Raw genomic sequence first — 24,439 nt, forward strand, 5'->3', positions numbered from 1 at the left:
GGCCATAATCGCAGCTGTGGTGGTCTCGTCCTCGGCGCAGAGGCTCGCGCGCGTGCTCATCACGGGCGTCTCGGTCGTCTACTCGCTCATCGGGCTGGTCTACTTCATGGGCGGCCCGGCGATCGGGCTGCTCGCGGCGGCCGTGATGGTCGCCGTCGTCTCCACCCACTACGTCAACATGCGGGCCGCCCTGCGCGGCGGGCGCCCGCCGCTGTTCCCCGCCACGCTGGCGCTCCAGGCCGTCGTCACCTACGCGGGCGACCACCTGCTGCCGAGCGGGTGGTCGTCGATCGCCGCCCCGCTGCTGGCCGGGACCCTGCTGGTGTTCCTCGCGCTGCGCTGGGCCGTGCCGCTGGTCGTCCTCATGATGGTGTACGAGGGCGCCACCATGTGGATCGGCCCCTATTTCGCGGTGATCACCCTGTTCTACGTGATCGCCATCCCCATCACCGGCTCGATGATCTACGTCCTGGTCCGGCTCGTCCGCGTCGCCGCCGACCTGGAGGAGGCCAGGGCCGAGCTGGCCGACGCGGCCGTGCTCAAGGAACGCCTGCGCATCTCCCGCGACCTGCACGACGGCCTCGGCCGCAGCCTCACCGCCATCGCGCTCAAGGGCGACCTGGCCGCCCGCCTGATGGACCGCGACCCCGCCTCCGCCCGCGGCGAGGTGGGCGAGCTGGTACGCGTCGCCCGCGAGGCCGCCCAGGACGTCCGCCACGTGGCCCGCGGCTACCGCGCGATGTCGCTGACCGGCGAGACCCACCGCGCGGCCGCGCTGCTGGAGTCGTCGGGCGTGAGCTGCCAGGCGCACCTGGCCGAGGTGACGCTGCCCCGGCGGGCCGAGGAGGCGCTGGCCTGGGGGGTGCGCGAGGCGGTCACCAACGTCCTGCGCCACAGCAGGGCCACCACCTGCACGATCACCACGTCGCTGCGGGAGGGCACGGTCCGCCTGGAGGTGGCCAACGACGGCGCGCCTGGCGCGACGGCCGAGCCGGGCGCCGGCCTGACGGGCCTGGCCGAACGGGCCTCCCAGGCGGGCGGCACCTGCACGGCCGTCCCCACGGACGGCGGCGGTTTCCTGCTGACCATGGAGGTTCCGGCGTGACCCGGATGCCGCTGACGGCGCTGCCGGGCATCGAGGCTCTGACGTGATCCGGGTGCTGCTGGCCGAGGACATGCACATGATCCGCGCCGCGCTCACCGCCCTGCTCCGGCTGGAGCCGGACATCGAGGTCGTGGCGGAGGTCGTCCGCGGCGACGAGATCGTGCCGGTGGCGCTCGACGTCCGGCCCGACGTGGCGGTCGTGGACATCGACCTGCCGGTCACCGACGGCATCACCGCCGCCGCCGAGCTGCGCGAACGGCTGCCGTCCTGCCGGATCCTGGTGCTCACGGCCATGGGGCAGCCCGGCCACCTGCGCCGGGCGCTGGCCGCGGGCATCGAGGCGTTCCTGGTCAAGGACGCGCCGGGCGAGCGCCTGGCCGAGGCCATCAGGCGCACCGCGGCCGGGCTGCGCGTGCTGGAGAGCGAGCTGGTCTCCTCGGCCATGGAGTACGGCGAGAGCCCGCTCACCCCCCGCGAGACCACCGTGCTAAGGCAGGCGGCCAGGGGCGCGACCGCCGAGGAGATCGCCGCCCGCCTGCACCTATCCCCCGGCACGGTGCGCAACTACCTGACCGCGGCGATCACCAAGACGGGCGCCCGCAACAAGATCGACGCCGTCCGCGTCGCCGAGGACGCGGGCTGGCTCTAGACGTCGGTGACCCGCAGCCCGGCGTGGGCCTTGTAGCGGCGGTTGATCGAGATGAGGTTGGCGGTCAGCGCCTCGACCTGGTGGGCGTTGCGCAGCCGGCCGCCGTAGACGCCACGCACCCCCGGGATCAGCTCGGCCAGGGCCTGCACGGTGTCGGTGGCCTCGCGGTCGTCACCGAGCACCAGCACGTCGAGGTCGACCTTCTCCACGGCCGGGTCCATCAGCAGCACGGCCGACACGTGGTGGAAGGCCGCCACGACCCGGCTCTCGGTCAGCACCGCCGCGGCCTGCTGGGCGGCGCTGCCCTCCTCCACCGGCAGCGCGTAGGCGCCCTGCTTGTCGAAGCCGAGCGGGTTGACGCAGTCGACCACGATCTTCCCGGCCAGCTCGGCGCGCAGCGACTCCAGCAGCGCCTTGTGCCCCTCGTACGGCACCGCCACGATCACCACGTCGGCCTCGGCCGCCACGTCGGCGTTGGCCCCGCCCCGTGCGCCGGAGCCGATCGAGCCGGCCGCCTCCTGGGCCCGCTCGGCACTGCGCGAGCCGATCAGCACGGTGTGCCCCGCCAGCGCGAACCGCCGCGCCAGCCCCTTCCCCTGGTCACCGGTGCCGCCGAGGATCGCGATGGAAAGCCCGTTCACATCTGTCATGGCTCAGATCATGCCAGCCCCGGCCGTCCGTACGGCGGGCCGGGGCGGGCGCCCGCGGCGAATCAGCCGCTTCGTCCGCGCTCCTCGTCGCTCCTCGTGCACCATGGAGGCATGGACTCAGGTTCGGTGGCATTCCTGCGCGAGCTCCTGGCCACGACGGGCTGGCTCGAACGCACCCGCGAGCTGGGCCTGGCCCTGCGCACCACCCGCTCACCCGGCGGCCTGCTGCTCGTGGGCCCTCCCGACGACGAGCCCTGGCACGTCACCGCCCACCTCAGCGACGAGGCGAAGTTCTCCGGCCTGCCGCAGCTCTCCCCCACCCTGATCCGCTGGTCGCCGCCCGCCGACGCCCCCGCCCACCTGCGCGTCGGCCTCGACCGCCTGGAGCGGGCGGGCCGCGGCGAGACCCTGTTCGTGCTGTCGGAGCAGGCGGCGCCCGTCCCGCTGCTGGAACGCGTGGACGACGCCCGCCGCACGGGGGCGACCATCCTGGCGATCGAGGGCGCCGACTCCGAGCTGAGCGGGCTGGCCCACGACGCGATCGCCGTGCCGTCCACCGGGCTGATCACCTTCGACGGCGCCCAGCACCTGGTCAGCGCGGCGGCCGGGGAGATCGAGCGGCGCGCGGGGCTGCGCGAGCGCCTGGCCCGCCTGCTGGAGAAGGTCAGCGGCCCCCGCCTGTCGGAATAGGCACGTCGGGGTCAGGGGCTGGGCGGCGGAGCCCGGGGCCGCAGAGGTCAGGGGTGGGCGGCGAGGCGGGGGCCCAGGGCCGCCCGCAGGCTCTCGGTGGCCTCCTCGATCGCGCCGATCACCACCGCCTGCACCGGGTCCGGCTCGCCCGACCGCGTCCTGCTCACCCGCGTGACCGCGTCCAGCCGGCGCGCCCCCACCTCCCGCACCTCGCTCACCCGCACCCCGCCCTCCGGCACGTCGAGCAGGGCGAGCGCGGGCACGATCGCCACCCCGTGCCCGGCGGCCACCAGCGCGAGCACCGGCGCGAAGTCGGTGACGACGTGCGTCTTGCGCGGCTCGACCCCGTGGATCCCGGCCAGCCGGTCGAGCGCCTGCCCGCACGCCTGGTCCGGCTCGCCGGCCACCCAGGGCAGGCGCATCAGGTCGGCCGTCGACTCCGGCTCGGGCCAGTCCGGCGGCAGCACGACCCGGAACTCGTCCACGTGCAGCGGCCGGACGGTCAGCGACGGCTGCGCGGGGACCGGCAGGCTCATGTCCTGCTCGGTGATGAGCAGGTCCACCGCGCCGAGGCGCAGTTCCTGGAGCGCGGGCTGTCCGTAGACCTCGTGGATGACCGGCGTGATCCGGGGATGGCGCTCGGCCAGGGCGCGCATCGCGGGCACCAGCATGTGCTTGATGGCCGTGGGGAAGGCGGCGATCCGCACCGGCCCGGCCAGGCGTTCGGTGAACCTGGTCAGCTCCTTCCTGGCCTCGCTGAGCTCCTCCTCCACCCGCTCGGCGTACCCGGCCAGGACGCGGCCCGCCGGGGTGAGCGAGACACGGCGCTGGGAGCGGTCGATGAGCGCCAGCCCGACCTCGCGTTCGAGCTGGGCGAGCTGCTGGGAGACCGCGGAGGGGGTCAGGTACAGGGCCTCGGCCGCGCGCATCACGCCGCCGCGCCGGGCGACCTCGTGCAGGACACGCAGGCGCCGAGGATCAATATCCATGCAGGTCAGCTTACGTCCACCTTTAGCTTTCTTTATTTGTGCTTTACGCCCGAAAATCCAGACAATATCGGCCATGGATCTCCTCCTCGACGCCGTCGGCTGGGCCGGAGCCGCCCTGCTGCTGGCCGGGTACGCCCTGGTATCGTCCGCACGGCTGTCCGGCCACGGCGCGACGTACCAGCTGATCAACCTGCTCGGCGCGCTCGGGCTCATGGTCAACAGCGCCTACAACGCCGCCTGGCCCTCCACCGGGCTGAACCTCGTCTGGGCCGCCATCGGGACGGTCGCCCTCGTCAAACTCGCCCGGGTGGGAGCCGCCAAATGATCGTCGAACTCAGCCACCGCATCACCGAGGGCATGACCACCTATCCCGGCGTTCCGGGGCCGACGCTGGGCACGCACCTGAGCAGGGAGGACTCACGCGAGGTGTACGCCCCGGGCACCGAGTTCGAGATCGGCGTCATCACGCTGGCCGCCAACACCGGCACCTACCTCGACACGCCGCACCACCGCTACGCGGGCGGCCAGGACCTGTCGCAGGTGCCGTTGAGCAGGCTGGCCGACCTGCCCGGCCTGCTGGTGCCCGCCACGGGAGGAGGCCGGGAGGTGGTGCTCGACACCGCGCTCGACGTACGCGGCCGGGCCGTGCTGATCCACACGGGCTGGGACCGCCACTTCGGCACGGACGCCTACGTCCGCGACCACCCGTACCTGGCGCCGGAGTCGGCGGCCTGGCTGGCCGAGCAGGGGGCGGCGCTGGTCGGCATCGACTCGCTCAACATCGACGACACCCCGCCGCACGGCGAACGCCCCGCACACACGATCCTGCTGGGAGCGGGGATCCCGCTGGTCGAACACCTGACGGGCCTGTCGGCGCTGCCCGCGGAGGGTTTCAGGTTCCATGCCGCGCCCCCGATGATCGCGGGCATGGGCACCTTCCCGGTACGCGCCTACGCCGTGGTGCCGTAGGCGGGCGTCACTCGTCCTCCTGCTCGGCTTCGTCCCACGCCTTGTTGCGGTCGGCGGCGCGCTGCAACGCGCCCGCCGCCTCCTGCTCCGAGGCGTAGGGACCCATCCGGTCCTTGTTGGGGCAGCCCTGCTCGGGCTCGACCCGCATGTGCTTGAGACAGAACCACCACTGGCCTTCGCTCACGGGGTCAATTCTGCCCCGTAGACTCGTGTTTCATGACGACACTGCTCCAGCCCGGGCGAGTCTCGCCCGTCCGGAAGGTCCCCGCCCACATCGAGCGGCCGGAGTACGTCGGCAAGAAGCGCCCCACGACCGGCGAGTCCGACGTGAAGACCCCCGAGATCATCGAGCGCATGCGGGTGGCCGGCCGCATCGCCGCGCAGGCCCTGGAGGAGGTCGGCCGGCACATCGCCCCCGGCGTCACCACCGACGAGCTCGACCGCATCGGCCACGAGTTCCTGATCGACCACGGCGCCTACCCCAGCACGCTGGGCTACAAGGGCTACCCGAAGTCGCTGTGCACCTCGATCAACGAGGTCATCTGCCACGGCATCCCCGACGACACCGTGCTGCGCGACGGCGACATCGTCAACGTCGACATCACCGCCTACATCGGCGGCGTCCACGGCGACACCGACGCCACCTACTTGGTGGGCGAGGTCGACGAGGAGTCACGCCTGCTGGTCGAGCGCACCCGCGAGGCGATGATGCGGGCCATCAGGGCGGTCGCCCCCGGCCGCCAGCTCAACGTCGTCGGCCGCGTCATCGAGGCGTACGCCAAGCGCTTCGGCTACGGCGTCGTGCGCGACTTCACCGGCCACGGCATCGGCACGAGCTTCCACTCCGGCCTCATGGTCCCCCACTACGACGACCCGTCGCTGCGGGTGGAGCTGGTGCCGGGCATGACGTTCACCATCGAGCCGATGCTCACGCTGGGCACGATCGACTACGACATCTGGCCCGACAAGTGGACCGCGGTGACCAAGGACCGCAAGCGCACGGCCCAGTTCGAGCACACCATCATGGTCACCGAGACGGGCAGCGAGATCCTGACCCTGCCCTGACCTGCCCTGACCTGCCTGGACGGCTCCCGCCGGTCAGCGCCGCCGGGGGATCGCCCCGCTCACCGTCGTGCCCTCGCCGGGCACGGCGCTGACCGACAGGCTGCCGCCGAGCTCGGCGAACGCGGCCCGCATCCGGGCGATCCCGCGCCCTGCGCCGCCCTCGGGAAAGCCCTGGCCGTCGTCGCTGACGGTCAGGCGCAGGCCGCTCGGGCCCATGGTCACCGCCACCGCGACCGTGCGGGCCCGGCTGTGGCGCTCGACGTTGGACAACGCCTCCCGCATCGTCTCCATGACGCCGGACGACACCCGCGACGGCACGTCCGTCCCGGGCAGCGCCCAGGTCTCGACGGCGATCCCGGTCCGCTCCGACCACTGCGCCAGAAGGCCTTCGAGCGCCTCGGCCAGGCTCTGCCCCCCGCGCATGCGTGTCTCTTCCGCCAATGGTTTCGCCTTCCTCGGCACCCCGGGCCGGCGCCGGTCCCCACTCCGGCGCCCCGCACGCGTCGCGCAATCCCCCCTCAAGGTCTGCGCACGCTAGCTGATGAGGTTATGCCCATCTCCCCTGTGAGACAGGCTACCTGGCGGTCCTGAGACCCGTGGTGGGAGGATAGGGTGCCGTGGCCGAACCGCTACTCGCCCTTGTCAGCGCGGTTGAGGCGGGCGAGATAGGCGTTGTAGGAGTCGAGTTCGGTGTCGCCCGCGCCGCCCCGGTCGGCCTTGCGGTCGGTGCGCCGGGCCTGCCGCTCGTCGTCGCGGTACCACTGCGCGGCGATGGCCAGCAGCACGAGCAACGTCGGGATCTCGCCGAAGCCCCACGCGATGGCCCCGCCGTCCTGCTGGGTCTGCAGGAGGTTGTCGCCCCACGTACGGCCGAGCTGCTCGTACCAGCCGGAGGCGATCACCGAGCCGGTCATCATCAGCGCGACGCCGAAGAAGGCGTGGAAGGGCATGGTGACGAAGAGCATCAGCAGCCGGCCGACGTACGGGAGCCTGCTCGGCCCCGGGTCGACTCCGATGATCACCCAGAAGAACAGGGAGCCGCTGAGCAGGAAGTGGAGCGTCATCCAGATGTGCCCCAGATGCTCCTGCATGGCCGACTCGAACAGCGGCGTGAAGTAGAGGGCGTACGTGGAGGCGACGAAGATGGCCGTCGCCACGACCGGATGGGACAGGACCTTGACCACCCGGCTGTGCAGGATGGTCGTGATCCACTCCCGGGGCCCCCTGTCGCCCCGCTTGGCCGCCGGCTTGATCGCCCGCAGCGCCAGCGTGACCGGGCCGCCGAGGACCAGGAAGATCGGCACGATCATGGAGAGCGTCATGTGCTCGATCATGTGGACGTCGAACAGGACCTTGGCGTAGCGGGCCAGGCCGCTCTGCGTGGCGAACACCAGCAGCGCGATGCCGATGAACCAGGCGGCCGTGCGCCCCCACGGCCAGGAGTCTCCCCGCCGCATCAGCCGGTAGACGCCGGCGCCGTAGAGCCCGGCGAGCACGGCGGCCACCGCCGCGAAGAACAGGTCGAACCACCACAGCGAGAACACGTTCGCGAGCGTGAGCTCCGGCGGGAGGGGGAAGCCGAGCAGATCGAAGGCCCGGTCGGCGGGCACGCTGAACTCGGGGGGCGGCGTGCGCGACAGCGCGACGGCCAGCCCGACGGTGGCCAGCATGAGCAGCGTCTCGCCGCCGGCCAGCCGGGTGAACGCCCTGGGCCGGCCGGCCTCCAGGTCGACGAGCGTGCGCTGCCGGTGCCAGTAGCCGACGTAGCCGAGCAGCACGAAGGCGACGATCTTGGCCAGGGCCAGCAGGCCGTACTGGGTGGTCCACAGGTCGGACACCGCGCCGAGCCGGGCGACCAGGCTGAACACGCCGGACAGGCCGACCGCGACGAAGCACCACAGCGCCATCGCGGAGAACCGGGCGGCGGCCACGGTGAGCTGCGGCTGCCCGCGCACCGCGTGCGCGGCCAGCACGACCAGGCCGCCCACCCACAGGGCGAGCGCGAGCAGGTGCAGCGACACCGCCGAGGTGGCCAGGTCGTGGTTGGGCGAGGAGGAGGTGTGGCCGGTCAGCGGCGCAGGCAACATCGTCACCAGCGCGAACACCAGCAGGCCGGCCGCGGCCCCGGCGGTGATCGCGCCGCGCGAGAACAGCGCGATGGCCACCCCGAACAGCACCACCAGCGTGAGCGCCACGCCCTGGGTGGTCTGGGTGGCGGTGCTGGTCAGGTACTCCCTGTTGAGGATCTGCGGGACCGTACGGCCCCAGGAGTCGGCCGTGGAGAACACGATGGCCAGGAACGCCGACCCGGCCCAGGCGAGCGCCGTCCAGGACGCGGCCTTGACGTAGAGGAGGCCCGGCTTGCCGAGCATGCCCTTGTCGTTGGGCAGCAGCAGGGCGGCCGTCAGCAGCAGGCCGACGGTGAGGACGCCGGTGACGTCCATCAGCAGCTTGGACAGCGGCAGGCCCCACCTGACCACCGCCCCGGCGTCGGGCAGCCCGGGGATGATCCGGGGGAAGGCCCGGCCGCCGGCGATCATGCCGATCACCAGGGCGGCGACCGCGGCGACCGCGCCCGCGAGCGCGAGACGCGCCGTTCTGCTCATGGCTTCTTCTTCCGCGCGCTGAACAGGAACCCGATGCCGATGCCGACCAGTGCGCCGATCACGATGACCAGCCAGGTCGGGAAGCCGCCCTTCTGCGTGGCCGCCGCCTGGTCGGCCTCGGCCGCCGGTGCGGCCGCCGCGGCGGAGGAGGGAGCGGGGGCGGCGGTGGAGGGCGCGGCCGTACTCGAATCGGTGGCCGGATCGGTGGCCGACGCGCTCGGGGAGGGCGCCGGGGCCCCCTCGACCGTGAAGGGGATCTCGCCCTCCAGCGGGTGTCCGTCGGAGGAGACGACCCGGTAGGCGATGGTGTACTTCCCGTCCGGCAGCGGCCCCTTGACCGCCTGCCGCACCACCGCGCCGTCGAGCTCCGGCTTGCCCTCCTGGAAGACGGCCTCGCCCGCGCCCCGGACGATGACGAACGGCATGCGCACCTTGGCGGTGAACTCGAGCCTGACCTCGTCGAGAGCCTCGACCTTGGCGCCCTTGGCCGGGTCGCTGGTCTTGAGTGAGTCGTGGGCCAGCGCCGGCGTGGCGGTGCCGAGCACGAACAGGGCGGCGAGAATCGCGGTGAGTGCCGCGAGCGGGGAACTCTTCATGGCATCACCAAGGCTACCGACGCCACCGCCCGGTCCTGACCTCGCTATAGACCCGCGCAGGCGAGTGCCCGCTGGTAGGCGTCGACGGCGCCGTCGGAGTCGCCCAGTTTCTCCATCGTCTCGGCGGTGGCGTACCAGGTGGAGGCCGACCGGCGCGACTCGGGCAACGGCGCCAGCGACTCCCGTACGGAGGACAGGTGCCGTTCGGCCTGGTCCATCCGGCCGACCGAGCCGTAGACCCAGCCGAGCAGGAGGTCCGCCTCGGCCCTGAGCGCCATGCCGGTGTTGGGCAGCAGCGCGCGGCCCCTGCTCGCGTGCTCCACGGAGTCGGCGAGGTCGCCGGTCACGCACTCGGCACGGGCCAGCTCCACGAGGACCCGCGCCCGTTCGACGGTGCTGGTGGCGGTCTGCTCGAACTCCACGACCGCTCCGCGCAGCACGTCGCGCACGGCCGCGGCCTCTTCGGGACGGGCCAGCAGCCGCTTGCGGGCCAGCGCGAGCCGCATCCTGGCGACGCTGCCCGGCTGCCCGGTCTCCAGCTGCACGGCCATGGCCCGCTCGGCGAAGGACAGCGCCTCCTCGGCGTGCCCGGTGGCGGAGGCGGTGTTGGAGGCCTGCCAGTTGGCCGCCACGACGGAGCGGGGGGTGCCGAGGGCGTCGGCGGCGTTGAGCAGCTCCGCGGCGAACTGCCGGGCGCGCAGCAGGTCGCCGCGCTCCCGATACGCCGCGAGCAAGCCGGCGCCCAGCTCGACCAGCAGATCGTTCCACGCGGGCCGGGTGCTGCTGCTCAGCATCTGCTCGGCGACCTCGACCGCCTCGGTGAGCCGCTCGCTCTCCCGGTAGGCCCGGCACAGGCTCGTGGCGATCTCGATGCGGCGGTCGGAGGACACCTCCTCCTCCGACAGCCGGAGCAGGATGGCGATCGCGCCGTCGAAGTCGCCGCTGGCGTGGGTGGCGAACGCGAGCCCGAACTCGGTCTCTTGACGGAGGGCCGTCAAGCCTGTCAGGTTGTTGTTCGCCAGCAGCTCGGTGTAGCGGGTGCGGGCCTCGGAGATCTCACCGTTCTCCAGCGCCAGGCGCGCGTAGCCGAGGGCCAGCTCGATGTCCTCCATCTGCTCGGCGGTCACGCCGTTGATCAGATAGGACAGCGAGCAGTCCAGTTTCTGCGCCAGCAGCTCCAGGACCGCGGGGGTCGGGGTACGCTTGCCACTCTCGATCAAGGAGACGTAGCTGTCCGACAACTCTGGGTGCGCCAACTGGGCCTGGGACAGGCCACGTTGCCGCCGAACGGTCTTGATGCGGAGTCCGACCAGGTCAGAAGTGGTCACAGTCGTTGCTCCCTGAGAGGATGAGGTCCGAGCAACCCCACATAGGCGAGGGAGAACCCCCCATGCGCATGCGTATTGCCCTGTCGGCGCTAGTCACCGTGGTTGTCGCCTTGGTGACTGTTGGAGGCAATGTTACGGCCGCACAGGCTTCGACGTCTGCCCTCACTTCGTTCCAGGACGACCAGGACTGCTGCTGACACAATCCGCAAGAGGGGGTACAGGGTACGTCCGGGCTCAGAACCGCACCTGGCCCGTAGGCGCGTACTCACCGGCAAACAGGGGGCAACCCGGCCCCCGAAACTCCTGGATGTGCCCCCTCTTCCGGCATCTGGCGGCGAGCCTACCGGATGCCGTCTACATTTGATCTACAGTCGCCCATCCGCTTTACCGCCCGTCAAATGTGATTACGCTGCCCTGTTAAGGGGGGCGTGGGGCCCAAGCGGGGAGGACGCGTGAGCGACGACATCTACATTCGCCTTCTCGGCACCGTGCGCGCCGAACGCGCGTTCCAGCCCCTCGATCTCGGCCCGGCCCGGCAGCGCGCCGCCCTGGCCGTCCTCGCCTCGGCCGCCGCCCGGCCCGTCCCGATGAGGCGGCTCGTCGACGAGGTGTGGGGCGACGAACCGCCGCGCAACGCCGAGCAGAGCGTCTACACCTACGTCGCCGGCCTGCGCCGCGCCTTCGAGCCCGACCGCGGGCGGCGGGCACCGTCGCGGCTGCTGGCGGGCACCGACGCGGGATACGTCTTCGACATCAAGCCCGGACAGGTCGACTCCCTCCGCTTCGCCGCGCGGCTCGACGACGCCCTGCTGTGCCGGCGCGACGGCGACGACCGCCGGGCGGTGCAGATCCTGGACGAGGCCCTGGCGATGTGGCGCGGCACCGCGCTGAGCGGCCTGACCGGCCCGTTCGCCGAGCGGGAGCGCTCCCGTTTGGAGCTGTTACGCCTGACCGCGCTGGAGCAGCGCTACGAGAGCCTGTTACATCTGGGCCGCCACCACGAGATCACCGACGACCTGCGCGACCTGACCGTCCGCCATCCGTTACGCGAACGTGCCCGCGAGCTGCTCATGCTGGCCCTCTACCGGTCGGGCCGTCAGGCCGAGGCGCTGGAGGTCTACGACGAGGGCCGGGTCCTGCTCCTGGAGGAGCTGGGCCTGACGCCGGGCGAGGGGTTACGCAAGTGTCACCAACTGGTGCTGCGCGGGGAGTCCTGGCCCTGGCCCGGTGACGGCGTGCCGCGCCAGCTCCCGCGCCACCTGGCCGGGTTCGTGGGCCGCTCGCGCGAGCTGGAGGAGCTGGAGAGGCGGCTGGCCCCCGGCGAAGGGCGTCCGCCGACGCCGCTGGTGATCGTCTCAGGGCCGCCGGGCGTCGGGAAATCGGCGCTGGCCGCCCAGGCCGCCCACCTGGTGCAGGACCGTTTCCCCGACGGCCAGCTGTTCGTCAACTGCCGCGGCGCGACGCCGGAGCTGCCCGCGCTGACCGCGCTCGACGTGCTCGGCCGGTTCCTGCGGGGGCTGGGAGTGGCGGCCGACGCCGTACCCGCCGACCTGGACGAGGCCGCGGCGATGTGGCGCAGCCTCCTGCACGGCCGCCGGATCCTCGTCCTGCTGGACGACGCCGCCGACCTGGCGCAGATCCGCCCGCTGCTGTCCACCCCCTTCGGCACCGCGCTGCTGGTGACCGGCCGCGAGAGCATGACCTGGGGCGAGGACTCCTACCAGCTCGAACTCGGCCGGATGTCCCAGGCCGAGTCGGCCGCGATGCTGGCCGGGCTGGCCGGCGAGGAGCGCGTGCGGGCCGGCGCGGACGACACCGCCGAGCTCGTACGGCTCTGCGAGGGCCTGCCGCTGGCGCTGCGCATCGCGGGGGCCCGCCTGGCCAGCCGCCCCGACTGGACCGTCGCCACGATGGCCGGCCGGCTGGGCGACGAACGGCGGCGGCTGCACGAGCTCGTGGCCGGCGACCTGGCCGTCCGCGCCGGTCTGGCGGCGAGCCTCACCGCGCTCGAACGCAGCCCGCGTCCCCTCGACCGGCTGGCCGCCCGCACGCTGTCCCTGCTGGGCCTGCTGCACGTGCCGGAGATCACCGCCGAGGCCGCCGCCGCGCTGCTCGACGCCGATCCCGCCGACGCCGACCTGGCCCTGGAGCGGCTGACCGACGCGCACCTGCTGGACCGTCCCCGGCCGGGCCACTACCAGCTCCACGACCTCGTCCGCCTGTTCGCGGGCGAGCTGCGTCCCCCCGACTCCAAGAAGCCGGTGCTGCGGGCGGTCGCGTACTACGCGGCCTCCGCCCGGCTGGCCGGCAGTGTCATGGACCCGCACCGCGTGCTGCGCGGCCCGGCTCCCGAGGCGGCCGCGCACCTGGTCGCCGGTCAGGAGGAGGCGACGGCCTGGTTGCAGGAGGAGGAGGGCGTGCTGGAGGCCGCGGCCCGCCAGGCGCTCGCCGCCCAGGACGACGACGTCGCCGCGATGGGGGTCGCGCTCACCCTCGCCCTGGAATGGCCCTGCCAGCGGAGCTTCCGGACGCGGGAGATGATCGAGCTCAGCTCGGCGGCGCTGGAGGTGTGCGAACGACTCGGCGACCTGGAGGGCATGATGCACACCCGGGGCCTGCTCGCCAACACCCTGCGCATGCGGGGGCGGCACGAGGAGGCCGTCGAGCACCTGCGGGCCGAGCTGGCCCTGGCCAGGCGGCTCGGCGACGCCTTCTCCGAGCAGCGCGCGCTGGGCAACCTCGCCAACACGTACGTCAACGACGGCCAGTACGAGCAGGCGATCGTCCTGGCCGAACAGCAGCTCGCGATCGCCGACCTCATCGGCGCGCGGGTGGGCGCCCGGTACGCCATGCTCGTCATCGGCGAGGCCCACCAGGCCCGCGGCCGGGCGGAGGAGGCCCACAAGATCCTCACCCAGGCCCTGGCCGAGGCCGAAGAGGTGGGCGACCGGACGCACCAGGCGCAGCTGCGCGCGGTCCTCGGCCGGGTGCACCTCGGCCGGGGCGAGCCGGAGCACGCCCTGCCCCACTACCTCATCGCCCTGGAGCTGATCGAGCGGGCCGGCTACCGGGTGGGACGGCTGCGCGACCTGGTCGGGCTGTCGCGCACGTACCGGGCCATGGGCGAGCTCGACCTGGCGCTGGCCCACGTCACCGAGGCGGTGGCCGGGGCCGACGGGCTGGCGGAGTGGGAGACGGAGGCCAGGGAAGAGCAGGCCGCCGTGCACGAGGCCCTCGCGAGGTGCCGATGACCGACGGCATCGGCATCCGCCTGCTCGGCCCGGTGACCGCTGTGCTCGACGGCGAGCAGGCCGACCTCGGGGCCGCGCGGCAGCGCGCGGTCCTCGCGATGCTGGCCTCTCCCCCGGGCCGGGTCGTCACGATGAGGCAGTTCCTGGAGGGCCTGTGGGGCGAGCGTCCGCCCGCCAGCGCCGAGCAGAGCGTCTACACGTACGTGGCGGGGCTGCGGCGGGCGCTGGAACCGGGGCGCGAGCCCCGCCGGCGTTCGACGGTCCTCGTCGGGGAGTCCGGCGGATACCGGCTCCTGCTCTCTCCGCGCCAGGTGGACTCCTGCCTGTTCACAGAGCTGCTGGACGAGGCGCGCCTCCTCGGCGCCGCCCGCGGGGAGGACGCCCTGCGCGTGCTGGACCAGGCGCTGGCCCTGTGGCACGGCGTGGCCCTGAGCGGCCTGACCGGTCCCTTCGCCGAGGCCGAGCGCGCCCGGCTGGAGGAGCTGTCCCTGAGCGCCTCCGAGGCCCGCGCCGAGACCCTGCTCCGGCTCGCGCGACACCGCGAGGCCGTCGTCGGTCTACGAGAGCTGGTCGCACGTCATCCGCTGCGGGAGCACCTGCACGAACTGCTCGTCCTGGCGCTGCACGGCGCCGACCGCCAGGCGGACGCGCTGCTGGCCTACGAGAGGGCCAGGCGCACCCTGGACGAAGAACTCGGCGTCCTGCCCGGCGAGGGTCTGCGCGCGGCGCACAGGCTGGTCCTGTCCGGCGGCGACGAGGAGCCCCCGTCCGCCCGTCCCGCCGTGCCCCGGCAGTTGCCGCGCGATCTCATCGGGTTCATCGGCCGGTCCCAGGAGGTGGCCCGGCTGAGGTCGCTGCTGGCGCCGCAGGACGGGCCGCCCCATCCCGTCGTCGCCGTCTCCGGGCCGCCGGGGGTGGGCAAGTCGGCGCTCGCCGTGCACGTGGGGCATATGGTCGAGGACCGGTTCCCGGACGGGCAGCTCGCCATCGGCCTGCGCGGCGGCACGCCGGGCGTCGCGCCGATGCCGGCGCACGAGATCGCCGCACGGCTGCTGCGCGGGATCGGCGCCTCGAACGCGGACATCCCCGTCGACGTGGACGAGGCGGCGGCGATGTGGCGCAGCAGGCTGCACGGCAGGAAGCTGCTGGTGCTCCTGGACGACGCGGCCGGCCTGGCGCAGATCAGGCCGTTCCTCGGCACGCCGCTGGGCGTGACGCTGCTCGTGACCAGCAGGGAGTCCTTCACGGCGGGCGACGACTGCGTGCAGCTGCGGCTCCGTCCGCTGCCCGGGCCCGAGGCCGCGGCCATGCTGTCCACCCTGGCCGGCGACGAGCGGGTGTCGGCCGACGCCGGCCACACCGCCGCCCTGGTGGGCCTGTGCGACGGCCTCCCGCTCGCGCTGCGGATCGCGGGCGCGCGCCTGGCCGACCATCCCGAGTGGACCGTGGGCACGCTGGCCTCGCGGCTGACGGACGAACGCGACCGGCTGCGTGAGCTGACCGCCGGCGACCTGGCCGTACGTTCCAGCCTCAGCGGCAGCCACACCGGGCTGGCGACGAGCCCGCGTCCCCTCGACCGGCTGGCCGCGGACGCCCTGCCGCTGCTGAGCCTGCTGAACGTGCCGGACGTCACCCTGGAGGTGGCGGCGATGCTGCTCGGCACAGCGGTGGAGGAGGCGCGGCGGGCGCTCGACCGGCTGGCCGACGCGCACCTGGTCGAGGAGTCCGAACCGGGCCGGTACCAGTTGCACGACCTCGTCAGGCTCTTCGCCGGCGAGCTGCGCCCCGAGGACTGGAAACCGCCCGTCATGCGGGCGCTGGCCTACTTCGCCGCGTCCGCGCGGCTGGCCAGCGTCGTCATCGACCCGCATCGGGTGCAGCTCGCCCGGCACGTGGACGGCCCGGCGCACGAGTTCTCGACCGCCGAGGAGGCGCAGGGCTGGTTGCTCCAGGAGGCGCACGTCCTGAACGCGGCGGCCGTCCAGGCGCTGGGCTCGGCCGACGACGAGATCGCGGAGCTGGGCGTGACGCTGGCCTTCGCGCTCCTGTGGCACCAGCAGCGGGTGCACGACGGCCACGACATGCTCACGCTCAACACCATGGCGCTGCGGGTGTGCGAACGGCTGGGCGACGACGCCGGCGCGCAGATCGCCCACGGCCACGTCGCCAACGGGCTGCGTCTGACGGGGCGTCCTGAGGAGGGGATCCCTCACCTGGAGGCCGAGCTGGCCATCGCGACGCGGCTCGGCGACGGCTTCGGGCAGATGCGGGTGCTGGGGAACCTGTCGAACGCCTACGTCGCCAAGCAGCTCTACGAACAGGCGTTGCCCCACGCAGAACAGCAGCTCGCGGTCGCCACGAGCATCGGCTCCCCGGTCGGCGTCCGCTTCGCCTGCCTCATGCTCGGGACGATCCATCAGGGCATGGGCCACCCCGCGCGGGCGCGGGACCCTCTGGAACGGGCCCTGGCCGCGGCGCGCGAGAGCGGCGACACGACGCATGAGGCTCACGCGCGGGCCATCCTCTCGCAGGTCGTGCTCGACCTGGGCGACCCCGAGCTCTCTCTGGAGCACATGAGCGGGGCGATGAAGCTGCTCGAAAGGACCGGGTACCGGTTCATGGTCGAGCGTTTCATCACCATGTCGAGGGCCTGCAGGATGCTCGGCCGGCTGGAGGAGGCGCTGTCCCACGCGACCGGCGCGGTGGCCGACGCCGACTCCTGGGGCAACACCCTGTGGCAGCGGCAGGCCGAGGCCGAGCTGGCGGCCGTGCGGGAGGCGATGGGCGCGGCGGGGCGGGAGGCGTGAGGTCAGCGGGGTGGGGTGGTGTCGCGCAGGGCGAGGAAGAAGTCGACGCGGTCGGACATCGCCGACAGGTCCCTGCCGGTCAGCTCCTCGATCCTGCGGACGCGGTACCGGACCGTGTTGACGTGCACGTGGAGCCGTTCGGCGCAGGCGTTCCAGGAGCCCGAGCAGTCGAGGAAGACGTCGAGCGTGCGTACGAGGCAGGACTGGTGGCGGCGGTCGTAGGCCAGCAGCGGGGACAGCAGCCGGTCGGCGAAGGAGCGGCGCACGTCGCCGGGCACGGTGGCCAGGAGCAGCGCGTGGGTGTAGATCTCGTCGCTGGTGACGACGCCGCCGTCGCGGGCCTCGGCCAGCCGCATGGCGTGCCCGGCCTCCTCCACGCCGCCCTTGAGCGCGGCGGCGCCGGTCAGCGCGCCGCTCAGGCCGACGCTCAGGCGGGTGCCGGGCAGCGCGGCCAGCACGGCGGCCCCGGCCCGTAACCGCGTGGCCAGCTCCCCGGCGGTCCTGCCCCGCAACGCCACCACGGCCACCGCCCCACCCTCGGCCCCCGCGTCACCGCTGCCCGCCGGCACACCCGCGGCGGGGGCGGCCACGGTTTCGCGGGCGAGCAGTTCCTCCACGATCCGGCCGCCGAGCACCGCCGGGGACGGGCCGCGGGCCGCCCCCGGGCGCGGCGCGGTGGCGCTGACCACCGCGTACGGCTCGTCCGCGCCGATCCCGCAGGTGCGCAGCCGGGCGTTGAGCTCGGCCACGTCGGACTCGGCCAGGGCGGCCGCCACGAGCTGCCCGGCCAGGCGGCGCTCGACCCGGCGGCCCTCCTCCAGGCGGCCGCGTTCGAGGGCCACGCAGGCGGCCAGCTCGTAGCCGAGGTCGGCGCGACCGAGCAGGTCGCCGTCGCAGGCCAGGACCCAGCCGGCCGCCCGGTGCCCGCGGCCGACGGCGAAGAGCGTCGCGCCGCCGGCGAACGCGGGCAGCCGGGACGCGGCCAGGTACGCCCTGGCCAGCCCCACGGGATCGGCGGCCGTACCGACGACCACCTCGCCGGACGCGGACAGGACGGCGCCGGTGACGCCCAGCTCGGCGGCGGTCAGCTCGAACAGCCCGCGCAGGTCGGCGCCCTCGGCCAGGGCCGCCACGAGCCTGCGGTGGCGTCCGAGTGCGTCGCGGGCGTCGCCGGACAACCGGGGCGCGACCAGCTCGGCCAGCGTACGGAAGGAGACCTCGACCGGCACCTCGACCAGCGGCAACCCGGCCCGCCGGCAGGCCGTGACCAGGTCGGCGGGCACGTGCCCGAGCCGGGCCGCGCCCGCGCCCAGGGCGGACACCCCGGCCTCGACCAGGGCGGCCACGAAGCGGGCGGAGTCGGCGGCGGTGTCGCGCCACATCAGCCCGGTCAGCACCAGCTCGCCGCCGGACAGGTAGCGCCCCGGCTCGGGCAGGTCGGTGATGTGAACCATGCCGAACTCGCGCTCCGGGTCGCCGGACAGCAGCCTCAGACCCAGCTCGTCGATCGCCAGCAGGTCACTGATGCGCACTTGGAGGAATATACAAGGCCGTTGTGTCAAGGGATGACCGGGATTTCACGTCATGGGCATAGGAGGGCGGGCCGGGCCGGTGCTCTACTCGGAGGATGACGGAGACGGTCCACTCCACCAGGTCCGAAGGCGTCGGCGGGTCCGAGGGGGTCGGCACGAGCGCGCGGCGGCCGGACGCGGCGCTGAAGGTGACCGGCGAGTTCGCCTACTCCTCCGACCTGTGGCTCGACGGCATGGTGTGGGGCGTGACGCTGCGCAGCCCGCACCCCTCGGCCTGGATCCGCTCGATCGACGTGGGCCCGGCGCTGCGGATCCCCGGCGTGCTGGCCGTCCTGACGCACGAGGACGTGCCCGGCGAGAAGTTCTACGGACTCGACCACAAGGACCAGCCCGTGCTGGCCATCGACCAGGTCCGGCACCAGGGCGAGCCGGTGGCGCTGGTGGCCGCCGAGCATCCGGAGACCGCGCGCAGGGCGGCGGAGGCCATCGTCGTCGCCTATGAGCCGCGCCCGGCGGTGACCGACCCGCGCGAGTCCCGCGAGTACGTCAGACGCCAGCCGGTGCGCAAGGGCGACACGTTCGAGGCGGAGGTCGTCGTCACCGGCGAGTACGAGGTCGGCATGCAGGACCAGGCGTTCCTCGGCCCGGAGTCGGGGCTCGCGGTCCCGGCCGAGGACGGCGGCGTGGACCTGTTCATCGCCACCCAATGGCTGCACGTGGACCGCGACCAGCTCGCCCCCTGCCTGGGCCTGCCGCCGGAGAAGGTACGGCTGACGCTGTCGGGCGTCGGCGGCGCGTTCGGGGCCCGCGAGGACCTGTCGATGCAGGTGCACGCGTGCATGCTGGCCCTGCGCCTGAACCGCCCTGTCAAGATCGTCTATGGCCGTGAGGAGTCGTTCTTCGGCCACGTGCACCGCCATCCGGCCCGGATGCGCTACGAGCACGGCGCGACCCGCGACGGCCGGCTCATCTACGTCAAGGCCGACATCCTGCTGGACGGCGGCGCGTACTGCTCCTCCTCCCCCGCCGTGGTCGGCAACGCGGCGTCGCTGGGGGCGGGGCCGTACGAGGTGCCGAACGTGTGGATCGACGCGGTGGGCGTCTACACCAACAACCCGCCGTGCGGGGCGATGCGCGGGTTCGGGGCGGTGCAGGCGTGCTTCGCCTACGAGTCGCAGATGGACCGGCTGGCCGAGGCGTGCGGCCTGTCGCCGGTCGAGATCCGGGTGCGCAACGCCGTCTCCCAGGGCTCGGCGCTGGCCACGGGCCAGGTGATCGACTCCCCCGCGCCGCTGGCCGGCATGTTGCGCGAGCTGGAGGCCATGCCTATGCCCGCCGCCCGTACGGAGGCGGATCTGCGGGCGCTGCCGGGCGGCGTCTCCCAGACCACGCACGGCGAGTCGGTGCGGCGCGGCGTCGGCTACGGCGTCGGCCTCAAGAACATCTGCTTCTCCGAGGGCTTCGACGACTACTCCACGGCCAGGGTGCGGGCCGAGCTGGTGGGCGGCGAGCCGCGGGTCACCGTGCACACCGCCGCGGCCGAGATGGGCCAGGGGGTGGTGACCGTCCAGGGCCAGATCGCGCGTACCGAGCTGGGCATCGAGGACGTGACCGTGGCGACCGCCGACACCTCCGTGGGCTCGGCGGGCTCGTCGTCGGCCTCACGGCAGTCGTACGTGACGGGCGGTGCGGTGAAGGCGGCCTGCGAGGCGGTGCGCGAGCGGTTCAAGGGGCTGCCGCCGCGGGAGGCGCTGGCCAGGTTCGGGCCGATCGAGGAGATCCGCGAGTACCGGCACCGGCCCACGTACCCGATGGACCCGGTGACCGGGCAGGGCGACTCGCACACGCAGCTCGCGCTGTGCGTGCACCGCGCGGTGGTGGACGTGGACACCGAGCTGGGGCTGGTCAAGGTCGTGGAGCTGGCCGCGGTGCAGGACGTGGGCCGGATCATGAACCCGCAGGCGCTGGAGGGCCAGATCCACGGCGGCACGGCGCAGGGTCTCGGGCTGGCGCTCATGGAGGAGATCCAGGTACGCGAGGGCCGGGTGCTGAACCCGTCGTTCACCGACTACCTGATCCCCACCATGCTCGACATGCCGCCCATGCAGCTGAAAATCCTGGAAAATCCAGACCCGTCCGCGCCGTACGGCCTCCGCGGCGCCGGCGAGCCGCCCACGCTCTCCTCCACCCCGGCCGTCGTCGCCGCCGTACGCGCCGCCACCGGGCTCCGGTTGACTCGCGTTCCGGTCAGGCCGGAAGATATCGCCTTGTCCAATCACGGGGAGGTATCCGATGGCGAGCGGTCGTGAAGCCGCCGAGGCGGAGTTCAGTCGCTTCGACACCGACGGCGACGGTCTGCTGACCGCGGCCGAGATCAGGCAGGCCAACGAGGCGCTGGGGGTGCACGGCGCGTCCGAGGAGGAGATCGAGGCGTTCATCAAGGCCGCCGACACCGACGGCGACGGCCGGATCGGGCTGGAGGAGTTCGTCGGCCTGGTCGGCCACGGGCGGCACGAGAAAGCGTGATCATGTCCCCCGCCGGGTAGGTGACCCGCACTCCCCTCGATCATGATGAGGGGGACTGCGTGGTGCTCGACAGACTCTTCGAGCTGACCGGGCGGGGGACGACCGTCGGACGCGAGGTCCGCGGCGGCCTGACCACCTTCATGGCGATGGCCTACATCATCCTGCTCAACCCGATCATCCTGGCCGGCGCCAAGGACGTCACCGGCGCCCGGCTGTCCATCGCCGAGCTGACCACCTCGACCGCGCTGGCGGCCGCGATCTCCACGCTGCTCATGGCGTTCGTCGGCAACGCGCCCTTCGCCCTGGCCGCCGGGCTCGGGCTGAACGCGGTGGTCGCCTACCAGGCCGCGCCGCACATGACCTGGCCGCAGGCGATGGGCCTGGTCGTGCTGGAGGGCGCGGTCATCATCGTGCTGGCCGTGACCGGGCTGCGCACCCTGATCATGAACGCGATCCCGCTGGCGCTCAAGCACGCGATCAGCGTCGGGATCGGCCTGTTCATCGCCCTGATCGGCCTGGTGGACGCCGGTTTCGTGGCCCGGGGAAGCGGCACGCCCGTGCAGCTCGGCGCGACCGGCCACCTCACGGGCTGGCCGGTCGCGCTCTTCTGCGCCGGCCTGCTGCTGATGATCGTCCTGTACGTGCGCAGGACCCCGGCCGCCATCCTCATCAGCATCGCGGTCACCGCGGTCCTGGCCGTCCTGGTCAACTCGGTGGTCCCCATCCCGCCCGAGGAGTGGGGCGTGGTGGTCCCGCACATGCCCGAGTCCCTGGTCTCGGCGCCGAGCTTCGGGCTGGTGTGGCAGTTCGACCTGTTCGGCGGGTTCGTCAGGGCGGGCGCGCTGACCGCGACCGTGGTGCTGTTCACGCTGGTGCTGTCGGGCTTCTTCGACGCGATGGGCACGATCATCGGCGTCAGCGACGAGGCCGGGCTGGTGGACCAGGTGGGACGGGTGCCGCGGCTGGGCCGCATCCTCACCGTGGACGGCGTCGCGGGCATGATCGGCGGTTCGGTCAGCGCTTCGGCCAACACCGTCTTCGTCGAGTCGGCGGCCGGTGTGGGAGAGGGGGCGCGCACCGGGCTGGCCAGCGTCGTGACCGGGGCGCTGCTCGGGCTGACGCTGCTGTTCACGCCGATCGCCGCGGTGGTCCCGGCGGCTGCGGCGGCCCCCGCGCTGGTGCTGGTCGGGGCGCTGATGATGACGCAGTCCAAGAACGTGCCGTGGACGGACATCGAGCTGGCCATACCGGCGTTCCTGACGATCGCGCTGATGCCGTTCACGTACTCGATCACGAACGGGGTGGGGGCCGGGGTGATCTCCTACACGCTGATCAAGGCGGCCCGGGGACGCTTCGCGGAGATCCCGTGGCTGTTGTGGGCCGTCTCGCTGGTCTTCCTGGCCTACTTCGGGATCGACGGCCTCCGGGCTCTGTTCGGTTAGCGGATGTCACCGCTGTTGCAGGCCACGCCGTTGCCGTCGAGGTCGGGATACCAGGAGTACTCCTCATGCGTTCCGCGCGTGTAGGGGCCGTCGCCGGCGGCCTGGGCCTCCTTGCAGCTCGCGTAGCGCTTGTCGGGGACGCGCCCGACGCCCGCGGGGGCGGTCGAGCCGGTGGTCGGGCCTGTGGTGGAGCCAGTGGTCGGACCGGTGGTCGGGCCGGTGGTCGGGCCGGTGGTCACGGTGCCCTGGCCCGTGTCCGCGGGTTGCTGGGGCTGCTGGTCCGTGGCCGGCTGGGACGGCTGGGGCTGCCCGGACTGGGACGCGGGCGTGCCGAGCATGCGGGTGACCAGCGCATCGGCGTCCTCCTTGGTGAGGCCCGCGATGCTCAGGCTGTCGCCGTCCATGCTCTGCGTGACGACCGGCGCGGCCAGGACCGTCTTGGGCGTCTGCTCGCCCTCGGGCGCCAGCACGATCGCGAGCTGCCGCTGCGTGGGCTGGAGCTCGTCGATGAGCCGCACCAGCCGGTCCTTGAAGACGGGCGCGACGGCGATGCGCACCGAGTACGAGCCGTCACTTCCCCGGACGGCCTCGATCCGCTGCACGGCGCCGACCGTGACGCCGTCCTCCAGGAGGTAACAGGTGGTCTGCTGCTCGTCGAGCACGGCCGGCTCGCCGGGGCAGGGCGCGGTCTTGGTCTCCTTGACCGGCGCGAAGTGCAGGGGCGTGGCCAGGCGCTGCGGCGGCGCGCCGCCGAGGAGCGGGCTGTTGGGGCTCCTGGTCATCAGGACGGCGACCGTGCCGAGCACGCCCGCGACGGCGACGACGAGCACGAGGGAGACGGTCAGGACGATGGTGGTGAGACGGCTGGCCCTCGGCTCGGCCGGCTCTTCCGGCTCCGCGGGAGGCGCCTCTACCGCTTTGTCCATCGTTGACGACCCCATCCTGACGTTCGGGCTGCCGGTGAGCTTATCGAGGACGGGCAGCAGCGGGGTAATCAGCCGAAAAATCCTCACCTTTCCGTGAGATCGGAGGAAAAATGGAAATGAGAACGCTGGTTGTCGGCAACTTTCCACGCGAACGAGGGATGACCCCATGAAGGTCGGAGTTCCCCGCGAGGTCAAGAACAGCGAATACCGCGTCGCACTCACCCCGGCGGGCGTCCACGAACTGGTACGCCACGGGCACCAGGTCCACGTCGAGCGGGAGGCGGGCCTCGGCTCGGCCATCCCGGACGACGACTACGCCGCGGCGGGCGCCGTCATCGCGCCGCACGCCGACGAGGTGTGGGCCACGTGCGACCTGATCATGAAGGTGAAGGAACCGGTGGCCGAGGAGTACCACCGGATGCGCAAGGGCCAGATCCTGTTCACCTATCTCCACCTGGCCGCCTCGGGCCCGCTGACCAGGGCCCTGCTCGACTCGGGCGTCACGGCCATCGCGTACGAGACCGTGCAGAACAAGGACGGCTCGCTGCCCCTGCTCGCCCCCATGTCGGAGGTGGCGGGACGGCTGGCGCCGCAGGTCGGCGCGTACCACCTGATGCGCTCGCAGGGCGGCAGGGGCGTGCTCATGGGCGGCGTGTCCGGCGTGCGGGCGGCGAACGTGGTGGTGATCGGCGCCGGGGTGTCCGGCATGAACGCCGCCGCCATCGCGCTCGGCATGCAGGCCGAGGTGCTGCTCCTCGACCGCAACATCGACAAGCTCCGCCAGGCGGACATGATCTACCAGGGCCACTGCCAGACGGTCGCGTCGAACACCCTGGAGGTCGAGAAGGCCGTGCTGGAGGCGGACCTGGTCATCGGCGCGGTCCTGGTGCCGGGGGCCAAGGCGCCCATGCTGGTCACCGACGACCTGGTGAGCCGGATGAAGCCGGGCTCGGTGCTGGTGGACATCTCGATCGACCAGGGCGGCTGCTTCGAGGGCTCACGGCCGACCACGCACGCCGAGCCGACGTACCGGGTGCACGAGTCGGTCTTCTACTGCGTGGCCAACATGCCGGGGGCGGTGCCGCACACGTCGACGTTCGCGCTGACCAACGTGACGCTGCCGTACGCGCTGGCCGTCGCGGGCAAGGGCTGGCGCGAGGCGGTCCGCACGGACTCCGCCCTGGCGGCGGGCGTGAGCACCCACGAGGGACGCCTGACCAGCCGGCCGGTGGCCGAGGCGCACGGCCTGGAGTGGTCGCCGCTGGAGGAGGTGCTGGCCTGAGCGCCTGGCCTCCGGAGAACCGACGG

The 24,439-nt window shown here is 72.9% G+C and carries 21 protein-coding genes; 12 read left to right on the forward strand and 9 right to left on the reverse strand.

The genetic code is table 11. From position 1 onward, the window contains the following. The first annotated feature begins 16 nt into the window (after positions 1–16). Together ACWCSU_RS12755 and ACWCSU_RS12760 are read left to right on the forward strand one after the other, a co-directional pair. Positions 17–1,105 carry a sensor histidine kinase gene (locus ACWCSU_RS12755; protein ID WP_449935018.1) on the forward strand — a complete coding sequence of 363 codons (1,089 nt, stop codon included), beginning with the start codon at positions 17–19 and terminating at the stop codon, positions 1,103–1,105. 43 nt (positions 1,106–1,148) lie between these two features. Beyond that, complete coding sequence (locus tag ACWCSU_RS12760) at positions 1,149–1,754, forward strand: response regulator transcription factor (RefSeq protein ID WP_357700798.1); 606 nt, start codon at positions 1,149–1,151, stop codon at positions 1,752–1,754. Here ACWCSU_RS12760 and npdG read toward each other — a convergent pair. Next, a complete protein-coding gene (gene npdG, locus ACWCSU_RS12765) occupies positions 1,751–2,404 on the reverse strand; it encodes an NADPH-dependent F420 reductase (protein ID WP_221761998.1) in 654 nt (217 codons plus the stop codon). The genes ACWCSU_RS12760 and npdG overlap by 4 nt on opposite strands. A 111-nt stretch (positions 2,405–2,515) precedes the next feature. Between npdG and ACWCSU_RS12770 the strand changes: the two genes are divergently transcribed. Then, on the forward strand, positions 2,516–3,094 hold the full coding sequence (locus tag ACWCSU_RS12770) for a hypothetical protein (protein WP_357700800.1): 579 nt from the start codon (positions 2,516–2,518) through the stop codon (positions 3,092–3,094). A 47-nt stretch (positions 3,095–3,141) separates the two neighbouring features. On the opposite strand, the gene ACWCSU_RS12775 is transcribed toward ACWCSU_RS12770, so the two are convergent. After that, on the reverse strand, positions 3,142–4,083 hold the full coding sequence (locus ACWCSU_RS12775; RefSeq protein WP_357700802.1) for a LysR family transcriptional regulator: 942 nt from the start codon (positions 4,081–4,083) through the stop codon (positions 3,142–3,144). 73 nt (positions 4,084–4,156) lie between these two features. Between ACWCSU_RS12775 and ACWCSU_RS12780 the strand changes: the two genes are divergently transcribed. Together ACWCSU_RS12780 and ACWCSU_RS12785 are read left to right on the forward strand one after the other, a co-directional pair. Beyond that, positions 4,157–4,408, forward strand: a complete 252-nt coding sequence (locus ACWCSU_RS12780) for a CBU_0592 family membrane protein (RefSeq protein WP_449935019.1) — start codon at positions 4,157–4,159, stop codon at positions 4,406–4,408. After that, positions 4,405–5,052 (forward strand): cyclase family protein, encoded by a 648-nt coding sequence (locus tag ACWCSU_RS12785; RefSeq protein WP_449935020.1) that lies wholly within the window; start codon positions 4,405–4,407, stop codon positions 5,050–5,052. Before ACWCSU_RS12780 ends, ACWCSU_RS12785 begins: the two co-directional genes overlap by 4 nt. A gap of 7 nt (positions 5,053–5,059) precedes the next feature. On the opposite strand, the gene ACWCSU_RS12790 is transcribed toward ACWCSU_RS12785, so the two are convergent. Next, positions 5,060–5,236 carry a hypothetical protein gene (locus ACWCSU_RS12790; RefSeq protein WP_357700991.1) on the reverse strand — a complete coding sequence of 59 codons (177 nt, stop codon included), beginning with the start codon at positions 5,234–5,236 and terminating at the stop codon, positions 5,060–5,062. A 32-nt stretch (positions 5,237–5,268) separates the two neighbouring features. Between ACWCSU_RS12790 and map the strand changes: the two genes are divergently transcribed. Beyond that, positions 5,269–6,117, forward strand: coding sequence for a type I methionyl aminopeptidase (gene map, locus ACWCSU_RS12795; RefSeq protein WP_397038814.1), 849 nt, complete (start codon positions 5,269–5,271; stop codon positions 6,115–6,117). A gap of 33 nt (positions 6,118–6,150) precedes the next feature. On the opposite strand, the gene ACWCSU_RS12800 is transcribed toward map, so the two are convergent. From ACWCSU_RS12800 to ACWCSU_RS12815, 4 genes are all read right to left on the reverse strand, one after another. Then, on the reverse strand, positions 6,151–6,540 hold the full coding sequence (locus ACWCSU_RS12800) for a sensor histidine kinase (RefSeq protein WP_449935021.1): 390 nt from the start codon (positions 6,538–6,540) through the stop codon (positions 6,151–6,153). A 206-nt stretch (positions 6,541–6,746) separates the two neighbouring features. Further along, positions 6,747–8,723, reverse strand: coding sequence for a cytochrome c oxidase assembly protein (locus tag ACWCSU_RS12805; protein ID WP_357700812.1), 1,977 nt, complete (start codon positions 8,721–8,723; stop codon positions 6,747–6,749). Then, positions 8,720–9,319, reverse strand: a complete 600-nt coding sequence (locus ACWCSU_RS12810) for a copper resistance CopC family protein (protein WP_449935022.1) — start codon at positions 9,317–9,319, stop codon at positions 8,720–8,722. Before ACWCSU_RS12810 ends, ACWCSU_RS12805 begins: the two co-directional genes overlap by 4 nt. A gap of 44 nt (positions 9,320–9,363) precedes the next feature. Next, positions 9,364–10,647, reverse strand: coding sequence for a helix-turn-helix domain-containing protein (locus ACWCSU_RS12815; RefSeq protein ID WP_449935023.1), 1,284 nt, complete (start codon positions 10,645–10,647; stop codon positions 9,364–9,366). Between the two features lie 452 nt (positions 10,648–11,099). On the opposite strand from ACWCSU_RS12815, the gene ACWCSU_RS12820 reads away from it, so the two are divergent. Both ACWCSU_RS12820 and ACWCSU_RS12825 read left to right on the forward strand, forming a co-directional pair. Beyond that, on the forward strand, positions 11,100–13,898 hold the full coding sequence (locus tag ACWCSU_RS12820) for a BTAD domain-containing putative transcriptional regulator (protein ID WP_449935024.1): 2,799 nt from the start codon (positions 11,100–11,102) through the stop codon (positions 13,896–13,898). Continuing rightward, positions 13,895–16,705 carry a BTAD domain-containing putative transcriptional regulator gene (locus ACWCSU_RS12825; RefSeq protein WP_449935025.1) on the forward strand — a complete coding sequence of 937 codons (2,811 nt, stop codon included), beginning with the start codon at positions 13,895–13,897 and terminating at the stop codon, positions 16,703–16,705. Before ACWCSU_RS12820 ends, ACWCSU_RS12825 begins: the two co-directional genes overlap by 4 nt. Before the next feature lie 2 nt (positions 16,706–16,707). Here the strand turns inward: ACWCSU_RS12825 and ACWCSU_RS12830 are convergent, their stop codons facing one another. After that, positions 16,708–18,237, reverse strand: coding sequence for a PucR family transcriptional regulator (locus tag ACWCSU_RS12830; protein ID WP_449935026.1), 1,530 nt, complete (start codon positions 18,235–18,237; stop codon positions 16,708–16,710). A 95-nt stretch (positions 18,238–18,332) separates the two neighbouring features. On the opposite strand from ACWCSU_RS12830, the gene ACWCSU_RS12835 reads away from it, so the two are divergent. The 3 genes from ACWCSU_RS12835 to ACWCSU_RS12845 are packed head-to-tail and all read left to right on the forward strand — an operon-like array spanning position 18,333 to position 22,205. Next, positions 18,333–20,546 carry a xanthine dehydrogenase family protein molybdopterin-binding subunit gene (locus ACWCSU_RS12835; RefSeq protein ID WP_449935027.1) on the forward strand — a complete coding sequence of 738 codons (2,214 nt, stop codon included), beginning with the start codon at positions 18,333–18,335 and terminating at the stop codon, positions 20,544–20,546. After that, positions 20,530–20,763 (forward strand): EF-hand domain-containing protein, encoded by a 234-nt coding sequence (locus tag ACWCSU_RS12840; RefSeq protein WP_357700825.1) that lies wholly within the window; start codon positions 20,530–20,532, stop codon positions 20,761–20,763. The genes ACWCSU_RS12835 and ACWCSU_RS12840 overlap by 17 nt, the downstream gene beginning before the upstream one ends. 59 nt (positions 20,764–20,822) lie before the next feature. Then, entirely contained in the window at positions 20,823–22,205 is a 1,383-nt protein-coding gene (locus ACWCSU_RS12845) for an NCS2 family permease (RefSeq protein WP_357700827.1), read from the forward strand. On the opposite strand, the gene ACWCSU_RS12850 is transcribed toward ACWCSU_RS12845, so the two are convergent. Continuing rightward, positions 22,202–23,131 carry an excalibur calcium-binding domain-containing protein gene (locus ACWCSU_RS12850; protein ID WP_449935028.1) on the reverse strand — a complete coding sequence of 310 codons (930 nt, stop codon included), beginning with the start codon at positions 23,129–23,131 and terminating at the stop codon, positions 22,202–22,204. The two genes, ACWCSU_RS12845 and ACWCSU_RS12850, sit on opposite strands and share 4 nt — an antisense overlap. A 166-nt stretch (positions 23,132–23,297) precedes the next feature. Here ACWCSU_RS12850 and ald point away from each other — a divergent pair, with 166 nt between their 5' ends. Continuing rightward, positions 23,298–24,413, forward strand: a complete 1,116-nt coding sequence (gene ald, locus ACWCSU_RS12855; protein ID WP_357700831.1) for an alanine dehydrogenase — start codon at positions 23,298–23,300, stop codon at positions 24,411–24,413. Positions 24,414–24,439: the final 26 nt, after the last annotated feature.

It is taken from the genome of Nonomuraea sp. NPDC001699 (assembly GCF_053596455.1).

Excerpts from the sequence above, each read along its gene's own strand:
- ACWCSU_RS12785 (WP_449935020.1), top strand. The coding sequence starts at position 4,405 with ATGATCGTCGAACTCAGCCACCGCATCACCGAGGGCATGACCACCTAT.
- ACWCSU_RS12770 (WP_357700800.1), top strand. The coding sequence starts at position 2,516 with ATGGACTCAGGTTCGGTGGCATTCCTGCGCGAGCTCCTGGCCACGACG.
- ald (WP_357700831.1), top strand. The coding sequence starts at position 23,298 with ATGAAGGTCGGAGTTCCCCGCGAGGTCAAGAACAGCGAATACCGCGTC.
- ACWCSU_RS12835 (WP_449935027.1), top strand. The coding sequence starts at position 18,333 with ATGACGGAGACGGTCCACTCCACCAGGTCCGAAGGCGTCGGCGGGTCC.
- ACWCSU_RS12780 (WP_449935019.1), top strand. The coding sequence starts at position 4,157 with ATGGATCTCCTCCTCGACGCCGTCGGCTGGGCCGGAGCCGCCCTGCTG.
- ACWCSU_RS12840 (WP_357700825.1), top strand. The coding sequence starts at position 20,530 with ATGGCGAGCGGTCGTGAAGCCGCCGAGGCGGAGTTCAGTCGCTTCGAC.
- ACWCSU_RS12825 (WP_449935025.1), top strand. The coding sequence starts at position 13,895 with ATGACCGACGGCATCGGCATCCGCCTGCTCGGCCCGGTGACCGCTGTG.
- ACWCSU_RS12850 (WP_449935028.1), bottom strand. The coding sequence starts at position 23,131 with ATGGACAAAGCGGTAGAGGCGCCTCCCGCGGAGCCGGAAGAGCCGGCC.
- npdG (WP_221761998.1), bottom strand. The coding sequence starts at position 2,404 with ATGACAGATGTGAACGGGCTTTCCATCGCGATCCTCGGCGGCACCGGT.
- ACWCSU_RS12800 (WP_449935021.1), bottom strand. The coding sequence starts at position 6,540 with ATGCGCGGGGGGCAGAGCCTGGCCGAGGCGCTCGAAGGCCTTCTGGCG.
- ACWCSU_RS12775 (WP_357700802.1), bottom strand. The coding sequence starts at position 4,083 with ATGGATATTGATCCTCGGCGCCTGCGTGTCCTGCACGAGGTCGCCCGG.
- ACWCSU_RS12810 (WP_449935022.1), bottom strand. The coding sequence starts at position 9,319 with ATGAAGAGTTCCCCGCTCGCGGCACTCACCGCGATTCTCGCCGCCCTG.
- map (WP_397038814.1), top strand. The coding sequence starts at position 5,269 with ATGACGACACTGCTCCAGCCCGGGCGAGTCTCGCCCGTCCGGAAGGTC.
- ACWCSU_RS12805 (WP_357700812.1), bottom strand. The coding sequence starts at position 8,723 with ATGAGCAGAACGGCGCGTCTCGCGCTCGCGGGCGCGGTCGCCGCGGTC.